The 15,028-nt window shown below is 67.6% G+C and carries 15 protein-coding genes and 1 pseudogene; 9 read left to right on the forward strand and 7 right to left on the reverse strand.

The window, feature by feature from the left end; all coding sequences use genetic code 11:
* Both QZ847_RS00405 and QZ847_RS00410 read left to right on the forward strand, forming a co-directional pair.
* Positions 1–525 (forward strand): RsmB/NOP family class I SAM-dependent RNA methyltransferase (locus tag QZ847_RS00405; RefSeq protein WP_294352048.1); only part of this gene is annotated, 525 nt, incomplete at its 5' end.
* A 33-nt stretch (positions 526–558) separates the two neighbouring features.
* Positions 559–1,071, forward strand: a complete 513-nt coding sequence (locus QZ847_RS00410; protein WP_294352050.1) for a tetratricopeptide repeat protein — start codon at positions 559–561, stop codon at positions 1,069–1,071.
* 4 nt (positions 1,072–1,075) lie between these two features.
* Here QZ847_RS00410 and rsmA read toward each other — a convergent pair whose 3' ends face one another.
* The 4 genes from rsmA to lptD form a co-directional block, all read right to left on the reverse strand.
* Positions 1,076–1,903: a 16S rRNA (adenine(1518)-N(6)/adenine(1519)-N(6))-dimethyltransferase RsmA gene (gene rsmA / locus QZ847_RS00415; protein ID WP_294352052.1), complete on the reverse strand. Its 828-nt coding sequence runs from the start codon at positions 1,901–1,903 to the stop codon at positions 1,076–1,078.
* Entirely contained in the window at positions 1,900–2,901 is a 1,002-nt protein-coding gene (gene pdxA, locus QZ847_RS00420) for a 4-hydroxythreonine-4-phosphate dehydrogenase PdxA (protein WP_294352056.1), read from the reverse strand. Before pdxA ends, rsmA begins: the two co-directional genes overlap by 4 nt.
* Before the next feature lie 7 nt (positions 2,902–2,908).
* Entirely contained in the window at positions 2,909–4,267 is a 1,359-nt protein-coding gene (locus tag QZ847_RS00425; RefSeq protein WP_294352058.1) for a peptidylprolyl isomerase, read from the reverse strand.
* Positions 4,268–4,341: 74 nt separating this feature from the next.
* Entirely contained in the window at positions 4,342–6,582 is a 2,241-nt protein-coding gene (lptD, locus tag QZ847_RS00430; protein ID WP_294352074.1) for an LPS assembly protein LptD, read from the reverse strand.
* Between the two features lie 193 nt (positions 6,583–6,775).
* On the opposite strand from lptD, the gene QZ847_RS00435 reads away from it, so the two are divergent.
* The 4 genes from QZ847_RS00435 to QZ847_RS00450 all read left to right on the forward strand — a co-directional run bounded on the left by QZ847_RS00435 (position 6,776) and on the right by QZ847_RS00450 (position 9,766).
* Entirely contained in the window at positions 6,776–8,230 is a 1,455-nt protein-coding gene (locus QZ847_RS00435) for a leucyl aminopeptidase (RefSeq protein WP_294352075.1), read from the forward strand.
* 20 nt (positions 8,231–8,250) lie between these two features.
* Positions 8,251–8,691 carry a DNA polymerase III subunit chi gene (locus QZ847_RS00440; RefSeq protein ID WP_294352061.1) on the forward strand — a complete coding sequence of 147 codons (441 nt, stop codon included), beginning with the start codon at positions 8,251–8,253 and terminating at the stop codon, positions 8,689–8,691.
* Positions 8,692–8,811: 120 nt separating this feature from the next.
* On the forward strand, positions 8,812–9,234 hold the full coding sequence (ndk, locus tag QZ847_RS00445) for a nucleoside-diphosphate kinase (protein WP_294352077.1): 423 nt from the start codon (positions 8,812–8,814) through the stop codon (positions 9,232–9,234).
* Positions 9,235–9,250: 16 nt separating this feature from the next.
* Positions 9,251–9,766, forward strand: a complete 516-nt coding sequence (locus tag QZ847_RS00450) for a GNAT family N-acetyltransferase (protein WP_294352063.1) — start codon at positions 9,251–9,253, stop codon at positions 9,764–9,766.
* Between the two features lie 4 nt (positions 9,767–9,770).
* Here QZ847_RS00450 and QZ847_RS00455 read toward each other — a convergent pair whose 3' ends face one another.
* The 3 genes from QZ847_RS00455 to purM are packed head-to-tail and all read right to left on the reverse strand — an operon-like array spanning position 9,771 to position 11,826.
* Positions 9,771–10,145 (reverse strand): MmcQ/YjbR family DNA-binding protein, encoded by a 375-nt coding sequence (locus QZ847_RS00455; RefSeq protein ID WP_294191629.1) that lies wholly within the window; start codon positions 10,143–10,145, stop codon positions 9,771–9,773.
* Complete coding sequence (gene purN, locus QZ847_RS00460) at positions 10,142–10,705, reverse strand: phosphoribosylglycinamide formyltransferase (RefSeq protein ID WP_294352066.1); 564 nt, start codon at positions 10,703–10,705, stop codon at positions 10,142–10,144. The genes QZ847_RS00455 and purN overlap by 4 nt, the downstream gene beginning before the upstream one ends.
* Positions 10,702–11,826 (reverse strand): phosphoribosylformylglycinamidine cyclo-ligase, encoded by a 1,125-nt coding sequence (gene purM / locus QZ847_RS00465; RefSeq protein ID WP_294352067.1) that lies wholly within the window; start codon positions 11,824–11,826, stop codon positions 10,702–10,704. Before purM ends, purN begins: the two co-directional genes overlap by 4 nt.
* 61 nt (positions 11,827–11,887) lie before the next feature.
* Here purM and QZ847_RS00470 point away from each other — a divergent pair, with 61 nt between their 5' ends.
* The 3 genes and pseudogenes from QZ847_RS00470 to QZ847_RS00480 all read left to right on the forward strand — a co-directional run.
* The gene (locus QZ847_RS00470; RefSeq protein ID WP_294352070.1) at positions 11,888–13,129 is read left to right on the forward strand and encodes a heavy-metal-associated domain-containing protein; all 1,242 of its coding nucleotides are present in this window, start codon (positions 11,888–11,890) and stop codon (positions 13,127–13,129) included.
* A gap of 41 nt (positions 13,130–13,170) precedes the next feature.
* Positions 13,171–13,788, forward strand: a complete 618-nt coding sequence (locus tag QZ847_RS00475) for a chromosomal replication initiator DnaA (RefSeq protein ID WP_294352072.1) — start codon at positions 13,171–13,173, stop codon at positions 13,786–13,788.
* A pseudogene (locus tag QZ847_RS00480) lies at positions 13,785–15,028 on the forward strand (RNA degradosome polyphosphate kinase); the annotation flags it as partial. The gene QZ847_RS00475 and the pseudogene QZ847_RS00480, both read left to right, overlap by 4 nt.

Here is a 15,028-nt window from a genome sequence, read left to right on the forward strand (position 1 = left end):
GCCGCTGCGATGGAGAATCAGGGTCGCATCATTGCCTCCGACGTTGACCGCGCGCGGCTACGCCGGCTTGAACCGCGCGCGACCGCTGCTGGCGTAACGATCATCGAGCCGCTGCTGCTCGACGCCGGACGCGAAGTCGATGCGCTCGCTCCGCTGGCAGGGCAGGCGGATACGGTGCTGATCGACGCGCCCTGCTCGGGCACCGGCACGTGGCGGCGCAATCCGGAGGCGCGCTGGCGGCTGACGCCGGCACGGATCGACCGCTTCGTGGCGACCCAGCGCCACGTGCTCGCGCTCGGTGTGCCGTTGGTCAAGCCGGGCGGCGCGCTCGTCTACATCGTCTGCTCGCTGCTCGACGCGGAAGGACGCGGTCAGGTGGAGGCCTTCCTCTCGGCGCATCCCGGCTGGCAGACAGAAGCGTTGTCGTTGCCGTTCGGGCGAGCGCATGGTCACGGGCTGCGGCTCACGCCCGCGCACGACGACACCGACGGCTTTTTTGTCGCGCGCCTCCGGGCACCGTGCTAATTCGTTGAAACAGTGCCGAAGCTGGAGCCGATCATGCGTTTTACTTCCGTCGCCGTCGCGCTCGGGCTGGCAGCGGCCTCCATCTCGACCTCGCTCTACGGCCAGCGTCCCGACGATCAGATCGACCCGCGCAGCACCGCACTGATGAAACAGGCGGAGAGCGCGCGCGCCGCGGGCAACCTCGACGGCGCGACTGACCTGCTCGAAACGGCGCTGGCGGTTGACCCGCGCAATCGTCAGGCCTTCGTCGTGCTGGCGCAGGTATCCGAGGCGCGCGGCCTTCCCGGCAAGGCGATCCGCCTCTACCGCGAGGCGTTGATGCTAGAACCCAACGACGTCGACGCGCTTAGCGGGCAGGGCGAGGCGATGGTCGCGAAGGGCGCGGTCGAGCGCGCCAAGCAGAATCTCGCGCGCGTCCGCACGCTCTGCAAGGGGCAGTGCCCGCAGGCGACCGCCCTCGCTGCCCGCATCGCCAAGGGGCCGCCGATCACCACGGCTCAGGTGAGCGCACCGGTCGGTGTCAATACAACGACCGCGAAGGACTGACCGGCTAGCTCAGCCGTCGCGCGATTGCGACGAACTCGGGCACCGACACCGTTTCCGCCCGCCGCGTCGGATCGATGCATTCCGCCTCTAGCGCGTCGAGCGCGCCGGTGACGCCGCGCAAACTCTGCCGCAGCATCTTGCGCCGCTGCCCGAACGCCGCCGCGGTGACGCGTTCCAGCATGTCGAGGCGGACGCCGGCCGGTTCCTCGCTCGGGGTAATGTGGACGACCGCCGACATCACCTTGGGCGGCGGCGTAAAGGCGGAGCGATGCACCGGCATCGCCAGCTTCGCCGCCGACCGCCACTGCGAAAGCACCGCTAGCCGGCCGTAAGCGTCGCTCGCCACCGGTGCCACGATCCGGTCGGCGACCTCGCGCTGGAACATCAGCGTCAGCGACTGCCACCACGGCATCCATTCGGCCGACAACCATCCGACGAGCAACGGCGTGCCGACGTTATAGGGCAAGTTTGACACGATGTGCGGCTTGCCATCGAACAGCGACCGCGCGTTGATCTCGGTCGCGTCGCCCTCGATGACGCGCAGCTTGCCGGGAAATGCCGTCTCCAGCTCGGCGAGCGCTGGGATGCAGCGCCGGTCGCGCTCGATCGCGGTCACCTTAGCGCCGGTCGCGAGCAGCGCTCGCGTCAGCCCGCCGGGTCCGGGGCCGATCTCCAGCACCTCCTGATCATTAAGGTCACCCGGAATGCGCGCGATCCGCCCGAGCAGTTGCGCATCGAACAGGAAGTTCTGACCAAGTGCCTTGGACGCATTTAACCCGAAGCGGGCGATCACCTCGCGAAGCGGCGGCAGATCGACTGCGGGCGTGGTCACTTGCACGTCGCGGCGTAACGTCGCCGGTTGCTCGCCGCAGCATCAGCCATAGCGATCGCGGCGATCATCGCGCCCGGGTGCGCCTTGTCCTGTCCCGCGATTCCGAAGGCGGTACCATGATCGGGCGACGTGCGGACGATCGGCAGCCCGAGCGTAATGTTGACGCCCTCGTCGAAATGCAGCGTCTTGAGCGGTACCAGCGCCTGGTCGTGGTAGCAGCAGATCGCGGCATCGTAGCGCGCACGCGCGCGCGGGTGGAACATCGTATCGGCGGCGAGTGGTCCGTCAATGTCGATCCCCTCGTCGCGCAATCGCGCGATCGCGGGCTCGACCACCTCGATCTCCTCGCGCCCCAAGGCGCCACTCTCACCGGCATGCGGGTTGAGCCCGGCGAACGCTAGCCGCGGTCGCGCGATGCCGAAGTTTTTGGCAAGACCGCGTGCGGTCACGCGCACCTTCGCGAGGATCAGTTCGACACTGAGCAGGCCAGGAACGGCAGCCAAGGGAACGTGCGTGGTGATCGGCACGACGCGCAATTCCGGGCCGGCGAGCATCATCACTGCATTCTCGCGCGCAACGCCGCAGCGCTCGGCGACGAACTCGGTCTGCCCGGGATGGGTGAAGCCGACATGGTACATCTGCGCCTTGCCGACCGGTGCCGTGACAAGCGCGCGCGCGGCACCCGATTGCGCCAGCCCGGTTGCAGTTTCGAGCGCGTGAAAGGCCGCACGCGCGCCGTCGGCACTCGGTTGCCCCGGAACGATCGTGCCCGCATCAAGTAGGCTCAGCACCGGCAATGCCTCGTCAAACGAACGTGTGGCATTGCGCAGGTCGTCGATCCGCGTGATTGGGCCGTGCCATACCGCCTCGACCGCGCGCGCATCCCCGACGACGACGAACGGCGGCAACGCGTGCGCGACGCGTGCCTCCCATGCCTTGGCGAGCGTCTCCGGTCCGACACCGGCCGGATCGCCCATTGCGACGACGAGCGGCGTCACGGCCGCGTCAGCGATAGTCAATTACCGCGTCGCGGCGCAGATCGCGGAGCGCCTGCTGCGCCCGCAGGTTGACACGCTGCTGCTCGAGCTGGTTCTGGATCTGCTCGGCACCCGGCAGCTGACCCGATACGGGATCGTCGCGACCGCACAGCACCAAGGTGCGGACGCCCTCGGTCGGCGAGCCGAACGGTGGCGATGCCTGACCGACCTGAAGCTTCAGCATGATGTCCTGCAGCGGCCCGGGCAGGTCGCGAATGCGCACGGTATCGTTCTGTACTACCTCGGCGTTCAGCGTCTGACCGACCTTCTCCACCGAGCCGCAACCTTGCAGCTTGCGTATCTCGGCCGCGAACTGCGCAGTGCGCGCGGTCGCCTGCGCCTGGGTCGTGTTCGCTGGGAACTTGATCGTCATCTGCTTCAGGCTGAGCCGCGCGTCGCGCGGATCGGCGGTCAGCACCTGCCGCTTGTCGACGAGATAGATGATTGAAAAGCCGCCGGGGATCGGGATCGGGCCTGCGACCTGGCCGACCTGCATCTGCTGGCTAGCCGCCGACAGCGCCTCGGGTAGCTGCGCGGCGCGCACCCAGCCGAGATCGCCGCCGACCGACCGCGTCGTCGCGGCCGAATAGTTGCGCGCGAAATAGCTGAAGGGGGCCTGCGCCTTCTGGATTTCGCCGATGATCTGCCGCGCCTGGCCCTCGACCTGGGCTTGCTGATCGCTGTTGGCCGGCAGGTAGATTTCGGCGAGGTGGTATTCTTCCGTGCCCTTCGCCGCCTGCAGACGATCGATGATCGCCTTCACTTCCTCGTCGCCGACGTTGACGAACGGCTCGACCCGCTTGCGCAGATAGCGGTTCCAGGCGAGTTCACCCTCGATCTGGCGCCGCATCGAGCGGTCGGAGGAGCCCTGCTCGCGCAGCCAGGCGGCGAATTCGGCCGGGGACTTGTTGAACTGTTTGGCGACGCGACCGATCGCCTGATCGATCTCTTCCTTCGACACGACAATGTCGGCGGTCTTCGCCTGCTGGATCTGCAGTGTTTCGTCGATCAGCTGGCGCAGCACCTGCAAGCGCAGCCGCTCGCGATCCTCGTCGGTCAGCTTGGCGTTGTTCGCCGCGGCGATCAGCGCGACGCGCTGGTCCATGTCGGTTCCGGTGATCACCGTCTCGTTGACGATCGCGGTCGCCTTGCGAATGTTCGGATCAAGCTTGCCGAAAATCTGCAGATTGGCCGGGATGTTGAGCCCGGTGTTGTCGGGCAGCGTTTGATCGTCGACCGTCTGCGCGACCGCGCCGCCCGCAATCGCCAGACCTAGCAGCGATGCCATCGCCCGGCGCGTCAGCACTGCGCCTCTCGTCTTCGTCATCAAGCGTCTCAAATTCCCATGACAGCCGCGTGCGGCCTTACCGCAGTCATGCACCGGCCTTGCTGAACCCCGGCTTAGCGCCCGAGACCCTTGAATGCCAGCGTCAACAGGTAGCTGTTGCCCGCACGAATATCGCCGGTGGTGCGATAATCGCGTCGCCAGGTCAGTCCGAGTTCCAGGCAATCGTCCTCGTACGCGACGCCTAGACGGTGGCGGATCGGGTCGAATCCGCTGCTGGATGACAGCACGTCCTCGGCGCGATCGGTCAGGTCGATCACCGCCGAGCCGAAGACCGACCAGAAGCGGGCGAACGCGGCTCGCCCGGCGACGCGGACTTCCTCGCGGTCCTGCAGACCGACAACCGGGTCGATGTTGCGGTTGAGCCGCAGGTAACCGACCGTGGCGTAGGTGGTGTACGATCCAACCGTCGCATCGATCTCGTTGCGGCGCACCGCGAAGCTGTCCTTGTCGAGGCGGTAGCGGTGCGTGAAGGTGATAACGTCGCGCAGGCGGACGTTGGTGCGCCCGACGATGTCGGAGAAGCTGTCCGACAATCCGGTGCCGCTCGGCAGGATGGTTGGGCGAGAATCGAGTCGGTAGCTCTGGCCGATCGTCGTGTCGATCGACAGCCCGGTGCGATCAAACGCCCATTCGCCGCCGTAGGTGATGCGCGACGAATCTTCCCAGCGATCGTAGCCGGGAAAGCGATTGAGCGCGAAAAGGTTCGAGTCTTCAAGATCGACCGCGCGCGCATCCTCATTCGGGACGCGTAGATTGGCGACATGCGGCGACGCGACGATCTGCACCCGCGGTGTCCAGCGCTGCGTGCCGCCGAACAACTCACCGATGAACGGCCACTTTACGTCGATTGCCGCCGCACCGATCGCGCGCGTCTGAAATCCGTCTAGGCCGCGATAGCTCGGCACCAGCGTCGCTGCGGCATCGCTGGTGTTGTAGGCGTCGCCGCGCGCGAACACGGTCAGCGTCACTTCCTGTCCCCATCTGGTCAGGCGGCGCAGGTCCCATTCGGCACTGGCGAAGGCGCGCTGCGTGTCCTGTCCGGCCTTGCGTCCGATCGCGAGCGTATTCGCCTGGAGCGAAAGTACACCGTCCGCAACATCCTGCACGCGCCGACGATAATCGATCTCGGGCAGCGCGACGGGTTGCAGCGATTGGCGATCGCCGACGCGCAACGTCTGCGTCGCCCAGCCGGTTACCGCGAAATAGCTGTTCGCATCGATATGTTCGAGCGCGAAGGTCGAGCGCAACCGATCGTCGTCCGAGATGTCGTAGCGCCGCGTAAAGGTGCGGTCGGTCGATAGCCGCAGCGACCCGGACAAGCTCCACTCGGGGGTGAACTGGAAACGCATCGTGCCGTCGAGGTAGCCGCGGAACGCGCGCTCGGTCGCGGTGGTGAAGCCTGTCGACAGATCCTCGCTGCGCCGACTCGATGTGGCGTAGGCGGCGATGGAGAACGCACCCAACGTGTTTACTTCGCTGTAATGCGTCTCCAGCAGCGGCAAGACCTGGGTGAAGATATGTGGCGTAACCACGAGCGAGCGGTTCTGCCCGACCGCGATGTTGAAGGGGAGCGTCAGTTCGCCGCCGTTCAGCCGGTCGATCCCGATGCCGGGCGTGAGCAACCCGGTGCTGTTCGATTCGGCCGTGCTGGTCGAAAACCGCGGCAGTCGGGGGCTGGCGAGACCGAAGAGGTTGAAGCGCGCGCCCTCGAAGTAGACTCGGTCTTTATCGGGACGGTAGGTGACGCGAACCGCGGTGATCTTCCACGTCGGCTCCTTGGGGCAGCCGTTCGCGTCGGTAACCGGGCAGGGCGAATAAGCCGCGCGGTTGAGGAAATAGGTGCCGTTCTCGTCGCGTCGTCCGTCGACAGCGGCGAGCCGCCCGCCATGCTCCAGCACGACCAGCAGGTTGTCGATGACCCCGTCCTTTAGCGAGTCGGTCAGGTCGATCGAATCGCCGTACGCTACGTCACCCTGTGGGTTTGTGACGGCCACGTTGCCGGTCGCGACGACGCGTCCGGTCTTGCGGTTCCACACCACCTTTTCGGCGCGCAGCTTCTCGCCGCTGCGGGTCATGCGCACGTCGCCCAATGCAGTGACGATGTCGGCCTCGTAATCGTAATCGAGCGAGGATGAGCTGAACTGGACCTGGTCGTCTCCTGCAGCCGCTGCAGGTGCGGGCTGCGGCGTATCGGCGGGGATGCTCAGCGCAGGGTCGGGCGTCGCCGGGCGATCCGCCAGCGACTGCGCAGCCGCGGACCCCGCGCACAGCGGCACGGCGCACAGCGCAGCCATCGGCAGCACGCACCCGGCGAGGAAATCAGAACGCGTCACCTTGCTCCCGTCAACTTGTCGCTCGCGAGCGGCCGGAAGAGCACGGCGCTGCTTCTGCGCCCTATCGCATCGCCCGCGCGTTGCTGCAACGCTTTGCCAGCGCGTATCCGCCGGCCTATCAGACGCGCCAGAGAAAGAGGAAATCGCTTTGTCCATCAAGATCACGTTCGCTCCCACCCGTCCGGCCAACGCTTCCGTCCTGGCACTGCCGGTGCGCAAGGGAGCAGAGCCCGCGGGCCTCGGCGCCGACCATAAGGCGCTCGTCGCGGGCGCCATGTCAGGGCAGCGGTTCGAAGGCGAGGCGGGAACAAGTGCTGAGGTGTTCCTGCCCGGTTCCGCAGGCGCGCAGCGTGTCGTGCTGCTGGGTGTGGGATCGGGGGACGACGCGGCGTTCGAGCGCGCGGGCGGTGCGCTCACGGCCAAGCTGCTGACCGCCGGGGCCGCGACCGTTGTCGCCGACCTGTCGGGTGCCGATGCCGCAAGCGTGTCGCGTTTCGCCGCGGGCGCCGCACAGCGCAGCTGGCGCTTCGACGAATATCGCACCAAGCTGCCGGCAAAGCAGAAGCCGACACTCGAAGAGCTGGTCATCGTCAGCGACGCGAGCGATGTCGAGGCGGCATGGGCGAAGCGCGATGCGGTCACGCGTGGTATGGGGCTCGCCCGCACGCTTGCCACGCTGCCGCCGAACATCCTGTATCCCGAGAGCTTTGTTGAGCGCGTAACGGCGGCGGTCGACGGGCTCGGTCTCGAGGTCACCGTGCTAGACGAGCCGCAGATGCGGGAGCTCGGCATGGGCGCGTTGCTCGGCGTCAGTCAGGGGTCGCGGCGCGAGGCGCGCATCCTGGCGCTCAAGTGGAACGGCGGCTCAGCCGACGCGCCGCTGACCGCGCTGGTCGGCAAGGGGGTGACGTTCGACACCGGCGGCATCTCGATCAAACCCGCCGCCGGCATGGAAGACATGAAGTGGGACATGGGTGGCGCGGGCGCGGTCGCGGGCGCGATGCTGAGCCTCGCTGCGCGCAAGGCCAACGCAAACATCATCGGCGTCATGGGTCTCGTTGAAAACATGCCCGACGGCAATGCGCAGCGCCCCGGTGACGTGGTGACCACCATGTCGGGGCAGACGGTGGAGGTCATCAACACCGACGCGGAAGGCCGTCTCGTGCTGTGCGACGCCATGACCTGGGTGCAGAGCGTGCATAAGCCGGCGACGATCATCGATCTCGCCACGCTGACCGGCGCGATGATCGTCAGCCTCGGCAACGAAATGGGCGGGCTGTTCTCGAACAACGACGCGCTCGCCGAGCAGATCCTGTCGGCAGGCCGCGCGAGCGGCGACCTGTTGTGGCGCTTCCCGCTGGCGGACGGGTACGACAAGCTGATCGACTCGGCCATTGCAGACATGAAGAACGTCGGCCCGCGCGGCGGCGGTTCGATCACCGCGGCGCAGTTCATCAAGCGCTTCGTCGACGAGGGCGTGAAATGGGCACACCTCGACATCGCCGGCATGGTCTGGTCGGAGAAGGACGGCGCCACCTGGGCCAAGGGCGCGACCGGCTACGGCGTGCGCGTGCTCGACCGCTTCGTCGCCGACAATCTAGAGGGCTGAGGCGGAAAGCGGCGCGCGACGTGAAGGTCGACTTCTACCATCTGACCACCAGTCCGCTCGAGCGCGTGCTGCCCCGCATCGCGGAGCGCATCCTCGCCGAAGGCGGGCGGTTGCTGGTGGTGGAGGGCGACCCGGCACGCCGCGCCACGCTCGACAAGACCTTGTGGTCGTATGCACCCGACAGTTTCCTGCCGCATGGTCTCGCGGGCGGCGATTACGACAGGCAGCAGCCAGTGCTAATCGCGCCGGACATGGTCGCCGCCAACGAAGCGCGTAATGTCGCGCTTGCCGACGGGAAGTGGCGCGACGGCGCGCTCAGCTTCGACCGCGCGTTCCACTTCTTTGACGAGGATCGCATTGCTGACGCGCGGGCGGCGTGGAAGGGGTTGGCGACACGCGACGGCATCGAGCGGCGCTACTGGAAGCAGAGCGAAACCGGCCGCTGGGAACAGGCGGCCTAGTACAGTCCGCGCGCTCGTGTGATCGCACCAGCCCGACGTGGCTGCTTGCGCAGGCTGGGCGCCGCGACTAGGGGACGCGCACTTTCCATCACCTCTGTTTTGCAGGAGCCCGTGACCGTCATGGCCGCGAACCGTACCTTCTCGATCATCAAGCCCGACGCGACGCGTCGCAACCTGACCGGCGCGGTCACCAAGATGCTGGAGGATGCCGGCCTCCGCGTCGTCGCGTCGAAGCGCATCCACATGACCCGCGACCAGGCCGAGGGTTTCTACGCGGTGCACAAGGAGCGTCCGTTCTTCAACGATCTGGTCGAGTTCATGATCTCGGGTCCGGTCGTCGTGCAGGTGCTCGAGGGCGAGAACGCGATGCAGCGCAATCGCGACATCATGGGTGCGACCAACCCGGCGAACGCCGACGCGGGCACGATCCGCAAGGAACTGGCCGAGTCGATCGAGGCGAACACCGTGCACGGTTCGGACTCGGACGAGAATGCCGAGATCGAGATCACCTATTTCTTCAAGCCGGAAGAGATCGTCGGCTGATCGCCGGATAACTGACATGAACTGGCGCCTGCGACCTGCGAGCGCGGACGATTCCGCACTCCTCTCGCTCGTCGCGGGCGCGACCTTTCTCGAAGCGTTCGCGGGCGTCCTCGACCGCGCCGACATCGTCGCGCACGTGGCGCGCAACAGCAGCGCCGATGCGTTCGCGCGCTACATGGGCGAGGGAGCGGTCGCGACGCTCGCGGAGGCCGAACACGGAGCCGCGCCGCTCGGCTACACGTTGCTGACCGCGCCCGACCTGCCGGTCGAGCCCCGGGCGGGTGACGTGGAGCTCAAGCGCATCTACGCGCTCGCGCCGACGCACGGGCAGGGACTCGGCCCCGCGTTGATGGAGCGGGCAGTCAGCGACGGGCGGGCCGCAGGTCACCGTCGACTGCTGCTCGGCGTCTACGGCGGCAACGTGCGCGCACACCGCTTCTATACCAAGCAGGGTCTGTCGGTGATCGGCGAGCGGCGCTTCCTCGTCGGCGCGACGTGGCACGACGATCTGGTGTTCGCGCGCGACCTTTGATCGGTCAGCGCCCGCCGGCCTCCAGCAGACCGGCCGGGGCGCTCAACTCCCAGCTTCGCGCAACGCGGTCCTCAACCAGCGTCCAGTCGGTGTCGCCGGACAGGTCGATGCTGACCCAACCCGATGCGCCGAGATAGGCGGGCTTGCGGTAGGTCTCGGGCGCCGCCTCGATCAGCATCGCCTGCTCGTCCGTGCCGCTCGTCCGCACGCAGACGACACTCAGCCCGTCGCCGTGATGATCGTCGCGAAGCTGGGCGAACTGCTTGCCGTCGACGAAGAAAGTCGCCTGACCGTGGCTCTCGCGCTCTTCGGCCCCGGGCAGCAGCAGCGCGATTTCGCGCACGCGCGCAAGCGGATCGGTATTGGGCGTTTCGCTCATCGGCGCACGAACTCCTTCAACACGGCAGGGTAGAGCTGATGTTCGGCTTCCAGCACGCGCGCGGCAAGCGTTTCGGCTGTGTCGTCGGGCAGGATCGCGACCTCACGCTGGCCCAGCACCTCGCCCGCGTCGAGTTCCTCGGTCACGACGTGAACCGAACAACCCCCGGCCGCGTCGCCCGCCGCGATCGCGCGCGCGTGCGTGTCGAGCCCCTTGTACTTGGGCAGCAGCGAGGGATGTATATTGACGATCCGCCCGCGCCAGCGTGCGACGAACTCGTCAGACAGTAGCCGCATATAGCCCGCGAGCGCGATCCATTCCGCGCCTGCCTCCCGCAGCGCGCTGTCGAGCGCGGCCTCGAATACCGGCTTGCCGATGCCCTTGGGTGACAGCGCAAAGGTGGGCAGCCCGTGCTGGATCGCCCAGGCGAGCCCGGGTGCGCTCGGGCGGTCGGAGGCGACCACGACGATCTCGTATGCGTCGCCTGCATGCTCGACGAGCGCCTGCATGTTCGAACCCCGACCCGAAATCAGCACGGCGATCTTGGCGGATGCGTTCATGCGTGGTGCGTCGCGCGCCAGTCGTCGCGCGCGCTCCACGTCTCGGTGCTGCCGGTCACCGTGCAGCCGCGCTCGCCCGTCTCGATGCGACCGATGCGGAACACCGTTTCGCCCGCGGCTTCCAGCGCCTGCGTCACCGCTTCCGCCTGGTCGGGATCGACAACGACTGCCATGCCGATTCCGCAGTTGAACGTGCGCGCCATCTCCTCCGGCTCGATCGCGCCTTGCGCCTGCAGGAACGCCATCAGCCGCGGCTGCGGCCAGGCATCGGCGTCGACCACCGCGTGCGTGCCCTCCGGCAGGACGCGCGGAATGTTCTCCAGCAGTCCACCGCCGGTGATGTGCGCAAGCCCCTTGATGCGCGCTTCACGCAGCAGCGGCAGCAGGCTCGCGACATAGATGCGCGTCGGCGCCATCAGCGCGTCGATGAGCAGTCGGTCCTGATCGAACATCGCGGGACGATCAAGCCTCCACCCGCGATCCGCGGCGAGCCGCCGGACGAGCGAGAAACCGTTCGAATGCACGCCCGAGGAAGCGAGGCCCAGGATCACGTCGCCCGCCGCGATGCGCCGCCCGTCGAGCAGCCGATCACGCTCAACCGCACCGACGCAGAAACCCGCGAGGTCATAGTCGCCGTCGCTATACATGCCCGGCATTTCCGCGGTCTCCCCGCCGATCAGCGCGCAACCCGCCTGGCGGCAACCTTCGGCAATCGAGGCGATGACCCGTTCGGCCACGGCCTGATCGAGCTTGCCGCTGGCGTAATAATCCAGAAAGAACAGCGGCTCCGCGCCCTGCACGATCAGGTCGTTGACGCACATCGCGACCAGATCGACACCGACCCCCTCGTGCCGGTCGTGCTCGATCGCGAGCTTGAGCTTGGTACCCACACCGTCGTTCGCCGCGACGAGCAGCGGATCGGTGAACCCCGCCGCTTTCAGGTCGAACAGTCCGCCGAACCCGCCCAGGTCGGCATCCGCGCCCTTACGCCGCGTCGAGCGGGCAAGCGGCGCAATTGCGCGGACGAGCGCGTTCCCGGCCGAGATTGAGACGCCCGCGTCGGCGTAGGTGTAGCCGCCGGCAGGTGCGGCGGTGCTATCGGCAGTGGGTTCGTCGGTCATGCGCCAGTCGCCTAGCCACAACGCGCTTGGATTTCCACGCCCGCTTCGCCAAAAGGCGCCGATGCGCAGCCGTCCGTTCATCGCCATTGCCGCGACCGCCGGCGTCGCCCTGCTGGGGGCGGGCGCGGTCGTCGCGCAGATCGACGGTGGGGACCGCGGCGTCGCAGCGGTCGACAGCTCGAACGATTACGAGGTCGCCAGCGTCAGCGTCGACGTGTCCGGACCGAACTCGCAGGCGGCAAGGCTGGCGGGCTGGCGCGAGGCGCAGCGCAAAGCGTGGGTGCAATTGTCGCGCCGGCTGGGTGGCGGCGGCGGGCTGGTGCCCGACGGCACGCTCGATTCGCTCGTCACCGCGATCGTGGTCGGTAACGAGCAGATCGGCCCCAATCGCTATATCGCGCAACTGGGCGTCCTGTTTGACCGCACGCGCACCGCGGGGCTGCTCGGCATCAGCAGCTTTGTGGCGCGTTCGCAGCCGCTGGTCGTCGTTCCGGTCGTCTGGTCAGCCGGGGTCGGCGGCGTGTTCGAGCAGCGCACTGCCTGGCAGGAGGCATGGGCACGCTTTCGCACCGGCACGAGCGAGATCGACTACATCCGCCCGCCCGGCAACGGCGCCGATCCGCTGCTGCTCAACGTCGGGCAGACCGAGCGTCCGGCACGCGGCTGGTGGCGTAAGGTGCTTGACCTCTACGGCGGCAGCGACGTGCTGATCCCGGTCGTGCGGCTCCGGCGGCAATGGCCCGGCGGTCCGGTGATCGGCGAGTTCGAGGCACGCCACGGCCCCGACAACCGATTGCTGTCACGCTTCGCGCTGCGGGCTGAGAATGCGTCGGCGCTGCCGGCGTTGCTCGATGCCGGGGTCAAGCGGATGGACGACATCTACCAGTCGGCCGCGCGCGGCGGTTATCTTCGCGCCGATCCGGGCCTGAACTATGTCGCGCCCGTCGCGCAGGCGGAAGCGCCCGTCATCACCGATACGTCGCTCGACGCGGACGCTGCGGCGGGCGCGCAGGCGGTCACGACCGTGATCGTGCAGGTCGAGACACCCGACGCGGCAGCGGTGACGAGCACCGAAAATTCATTGCGCGGTGTGGCCGGCGTTCGCAGCGCGACGACCAGCAGCCTGGCGCTCGGCGGCGTATCGTTGATGACAGTCGCGTTCGCGGGCGATCCGGCGAACCTGCGCGCGGGGCTGGAGGCGCGCGGGTGGCAGGTATTCGGCGGCGGCACGACACTGCGCATCCGCCGCGCGCCGCAACTGCTCCCGCCCGATCTGCAGCCCGACAACGCACTCGCCGGATAATGCGCGCGGGCGATAGCGGCGGCGTTGGCAGACCAGAAGCCGTGCAATACCCGTTGCCGCTCGCCTGGCCCGACGAGGTGCAGGACGTCGAGTTTCTGGTGACCGACTCCAACCGTCACGCGGTGCAGGTCCTGCAGCGTTGGGAAAACTGGCCGGTCAGCACCGCGCTGCTGGTCGGCCCGGCGGGGTCGGGTCGTAGCCTGCTGGCGCAGGTGTTCGCGGCACAGTCGGGCGGTCGCGTGATTGACGATGCCAATAGAGTCGACGAGCGCGCCCTGTTCCACGCCTGGAACGACGCGCAGGCGACGCGCACCCCGCTGCTGCTCGTCGCCCCCGCTGCGCTGCCCGCATGGGCCGTCACGCTGCCCGACCTGCGCACGCGATTGGCGGCAAGCCCGGTGGCCGCGATCGAGCCGCCCGACGCAGCGCTGACCCGCGCGCTGCTCGAACGCGGGTTCGCTCGACGCCGCCTCGATGCGCGCCACGACCTGCTTGAGTGGCTGCTGCCGCGACTGCCGCGGCGTCATCAAGCTGTCGCGCAGATGCTCGATGGGCTGGAACAAGCCGCGCGCTCGGAGCGTCGGCGTGTCACCATTCCGCTGGCGCGAGATCTCATGACCGCGCTGTTCGGCGCCGCAGAGGATCCAGATACCGCATGACCCGGCCTGCCCACGTCCAGCACGCGCGCGACGATGATCCGTTCGAAAAAGCCACGCCTGGGCGTTACTTCAACCGCGAATTGTCGTGGCTGGCGTTCAATCGCCGCGTGCTGGACGAAGCGTGCAACACCGCGCACCCCTTACTAGAACGGCTGCGCTTCCTCGCAATCTCCGGCGACAATCTCGACGAATTCTTCATGGTGCGCGTGGCCGGCTTGAAGGGGCAGCAGTCGCAGGAGGTCGAGGCGCGCTCGGCCGACGGGCTGACACCGGGGCAGCAACTCGCCGCGATTACCGTGGAGGCCGACGCGCTGATGGTCAGCCAGCAGTCGGTCTGGCGCGACATCCGCTACGCGCTCGCTGAAACCGGTATCCGCGTGATCGGCAGCCACGCGATCGATACCGCGCTGGATCTGGAGGAGCAGGCGTGGCTGGAGACGCATTTTCGGGAGCAGCTCTTCCCGGTCATCACCCCGCAGGCGCTCGACCCCGCGCATCCGTTCCCGTTCCTGCCGAACAAGGGCATGGCGGTCATGTTCGACCTTGTCCGGCGATCGGACAAGGAGCCGATCCGCGAGCTCGTCATGCTGCCCAATGCGATGCCGCGGTTCGTGCGGCTTCCAGGTGAGGGCGCACGCTACATCGCGGTCGAATCGCTCCTCAAGCGGTTCAGCAACCTGATGTTCCCCGGCTACGATGTGCTCGGCGCGGCCGAATTCCGCGTCCTGCGCGACAGCGATATCGAGATCGAGGAGGAAGCGGAGGACCTCGTCCGTTACTTCGCCAACGCGATCAAGCGGCGGCGGCGCGGGCGCGTGATCCGGCTCGAGCTGGAAACCGGCATGAGCGAGACGCTCGCTTCGGTGCTGCGCGAGGAGCTGGGCGGATCGGACACGCTGGTGACCGAGAGTGGCGCGTTCCTCGGGATCGGCGACTTGGCGTTGCTGGCGGAGGAAGACCGGCCGGACCTGAAGTTTACGCCCTTCACGCCCCGCTTTCCCGAACGCATTCGTGAGTTTGGCGGCGACTGTTTCGCCGCGATCCGCGCCAAGGACATCATTGTCCACCACCCATATGAAACGTTCGACGTCGTGCTCGCCTTCCTCAAACAGGCGGCGAACGACCCCGATGTCGTCGCGATCAAGCAGACGCTGTACCGCGCGGGCAAGCAGTCGGCGGTCATCAACGCGCTGATCGCCGCGGCCGAGGCGGGCAAGTCGGTGACCGCGGTGGTCGAGTT

The sequence above is a fragment of the uncultured Sphingomonas sp. genome (assembly GCF_913778135.1).
In the GTDB taxonomy this organism is placed as follows: domain Bacteria; phylum Pseudomonadota; class Alphaproteobacteria; order Sphingomonadales; family Sphingomonadaceae; genus Sphingomonas.

Coding starts and splice junctions, on each gene's coding strand:
- QZ847_RS00410 (WP_294352050.1), top strand. CDS start 559: ATGCGTTTTACTTCCGTCGCCGTCGCGCTCGGGCTGGCAGCGGCCTCC.
- QZ847_RS00425 (WP_294352058.1), bottom strand. CDS start 4,267: ATGACGAAGACGAGAGGCGCAGTGCTGACGCGCCGGGCGATGGCATCG.
- lptD (WP_294352074.1), bottom strand. CDS start 6,582: ATGGCTGCGCTGTGCGCCGTGCCGCTGTGCGCGGGGTCCGCGGCTGCG.
- ndk (WP_294352077.1), top strand. CDS start 8,812: ATGGCCGCGAACCGTACCTTCTCGATCATCAAGCCCGACGCGACGCGT.
- QZ847_RS00450 (WP_294352063.1), top strand. CDS start 9,251: ATGAACTGGCGCCTGCGACCTGCGAGCGCGGACGATTCCGCACTCCTC.
- QZ847_RS00455 (WP_294191629.1), bottom strand. CDS start 10,145: ATGAGCGAAACGCCCAATACCGATCCGCTTGCGCGCGTGCGCGAAATC.
- purN (WP_294352066.1), bottom strand. CDS start 10,705: ATGAACGCATCCGCCAAGATCGCCGTGCTGATTTCGGGTCGGGGTTCG.
- purM (WP_294352067.1), bottom strand. CDS start 11,826: ATGACCGACGAACCCACTGCCGATAGCACCGCCGCACCTGCCGGCGGC.
- QZ847_RS00470 (WP_294352070.1), top strand. CDS start 11,888: ATGCGCAGCCGTCCGTTCATCGCCATTGCCGCGACCGCCGGCGTCGCC.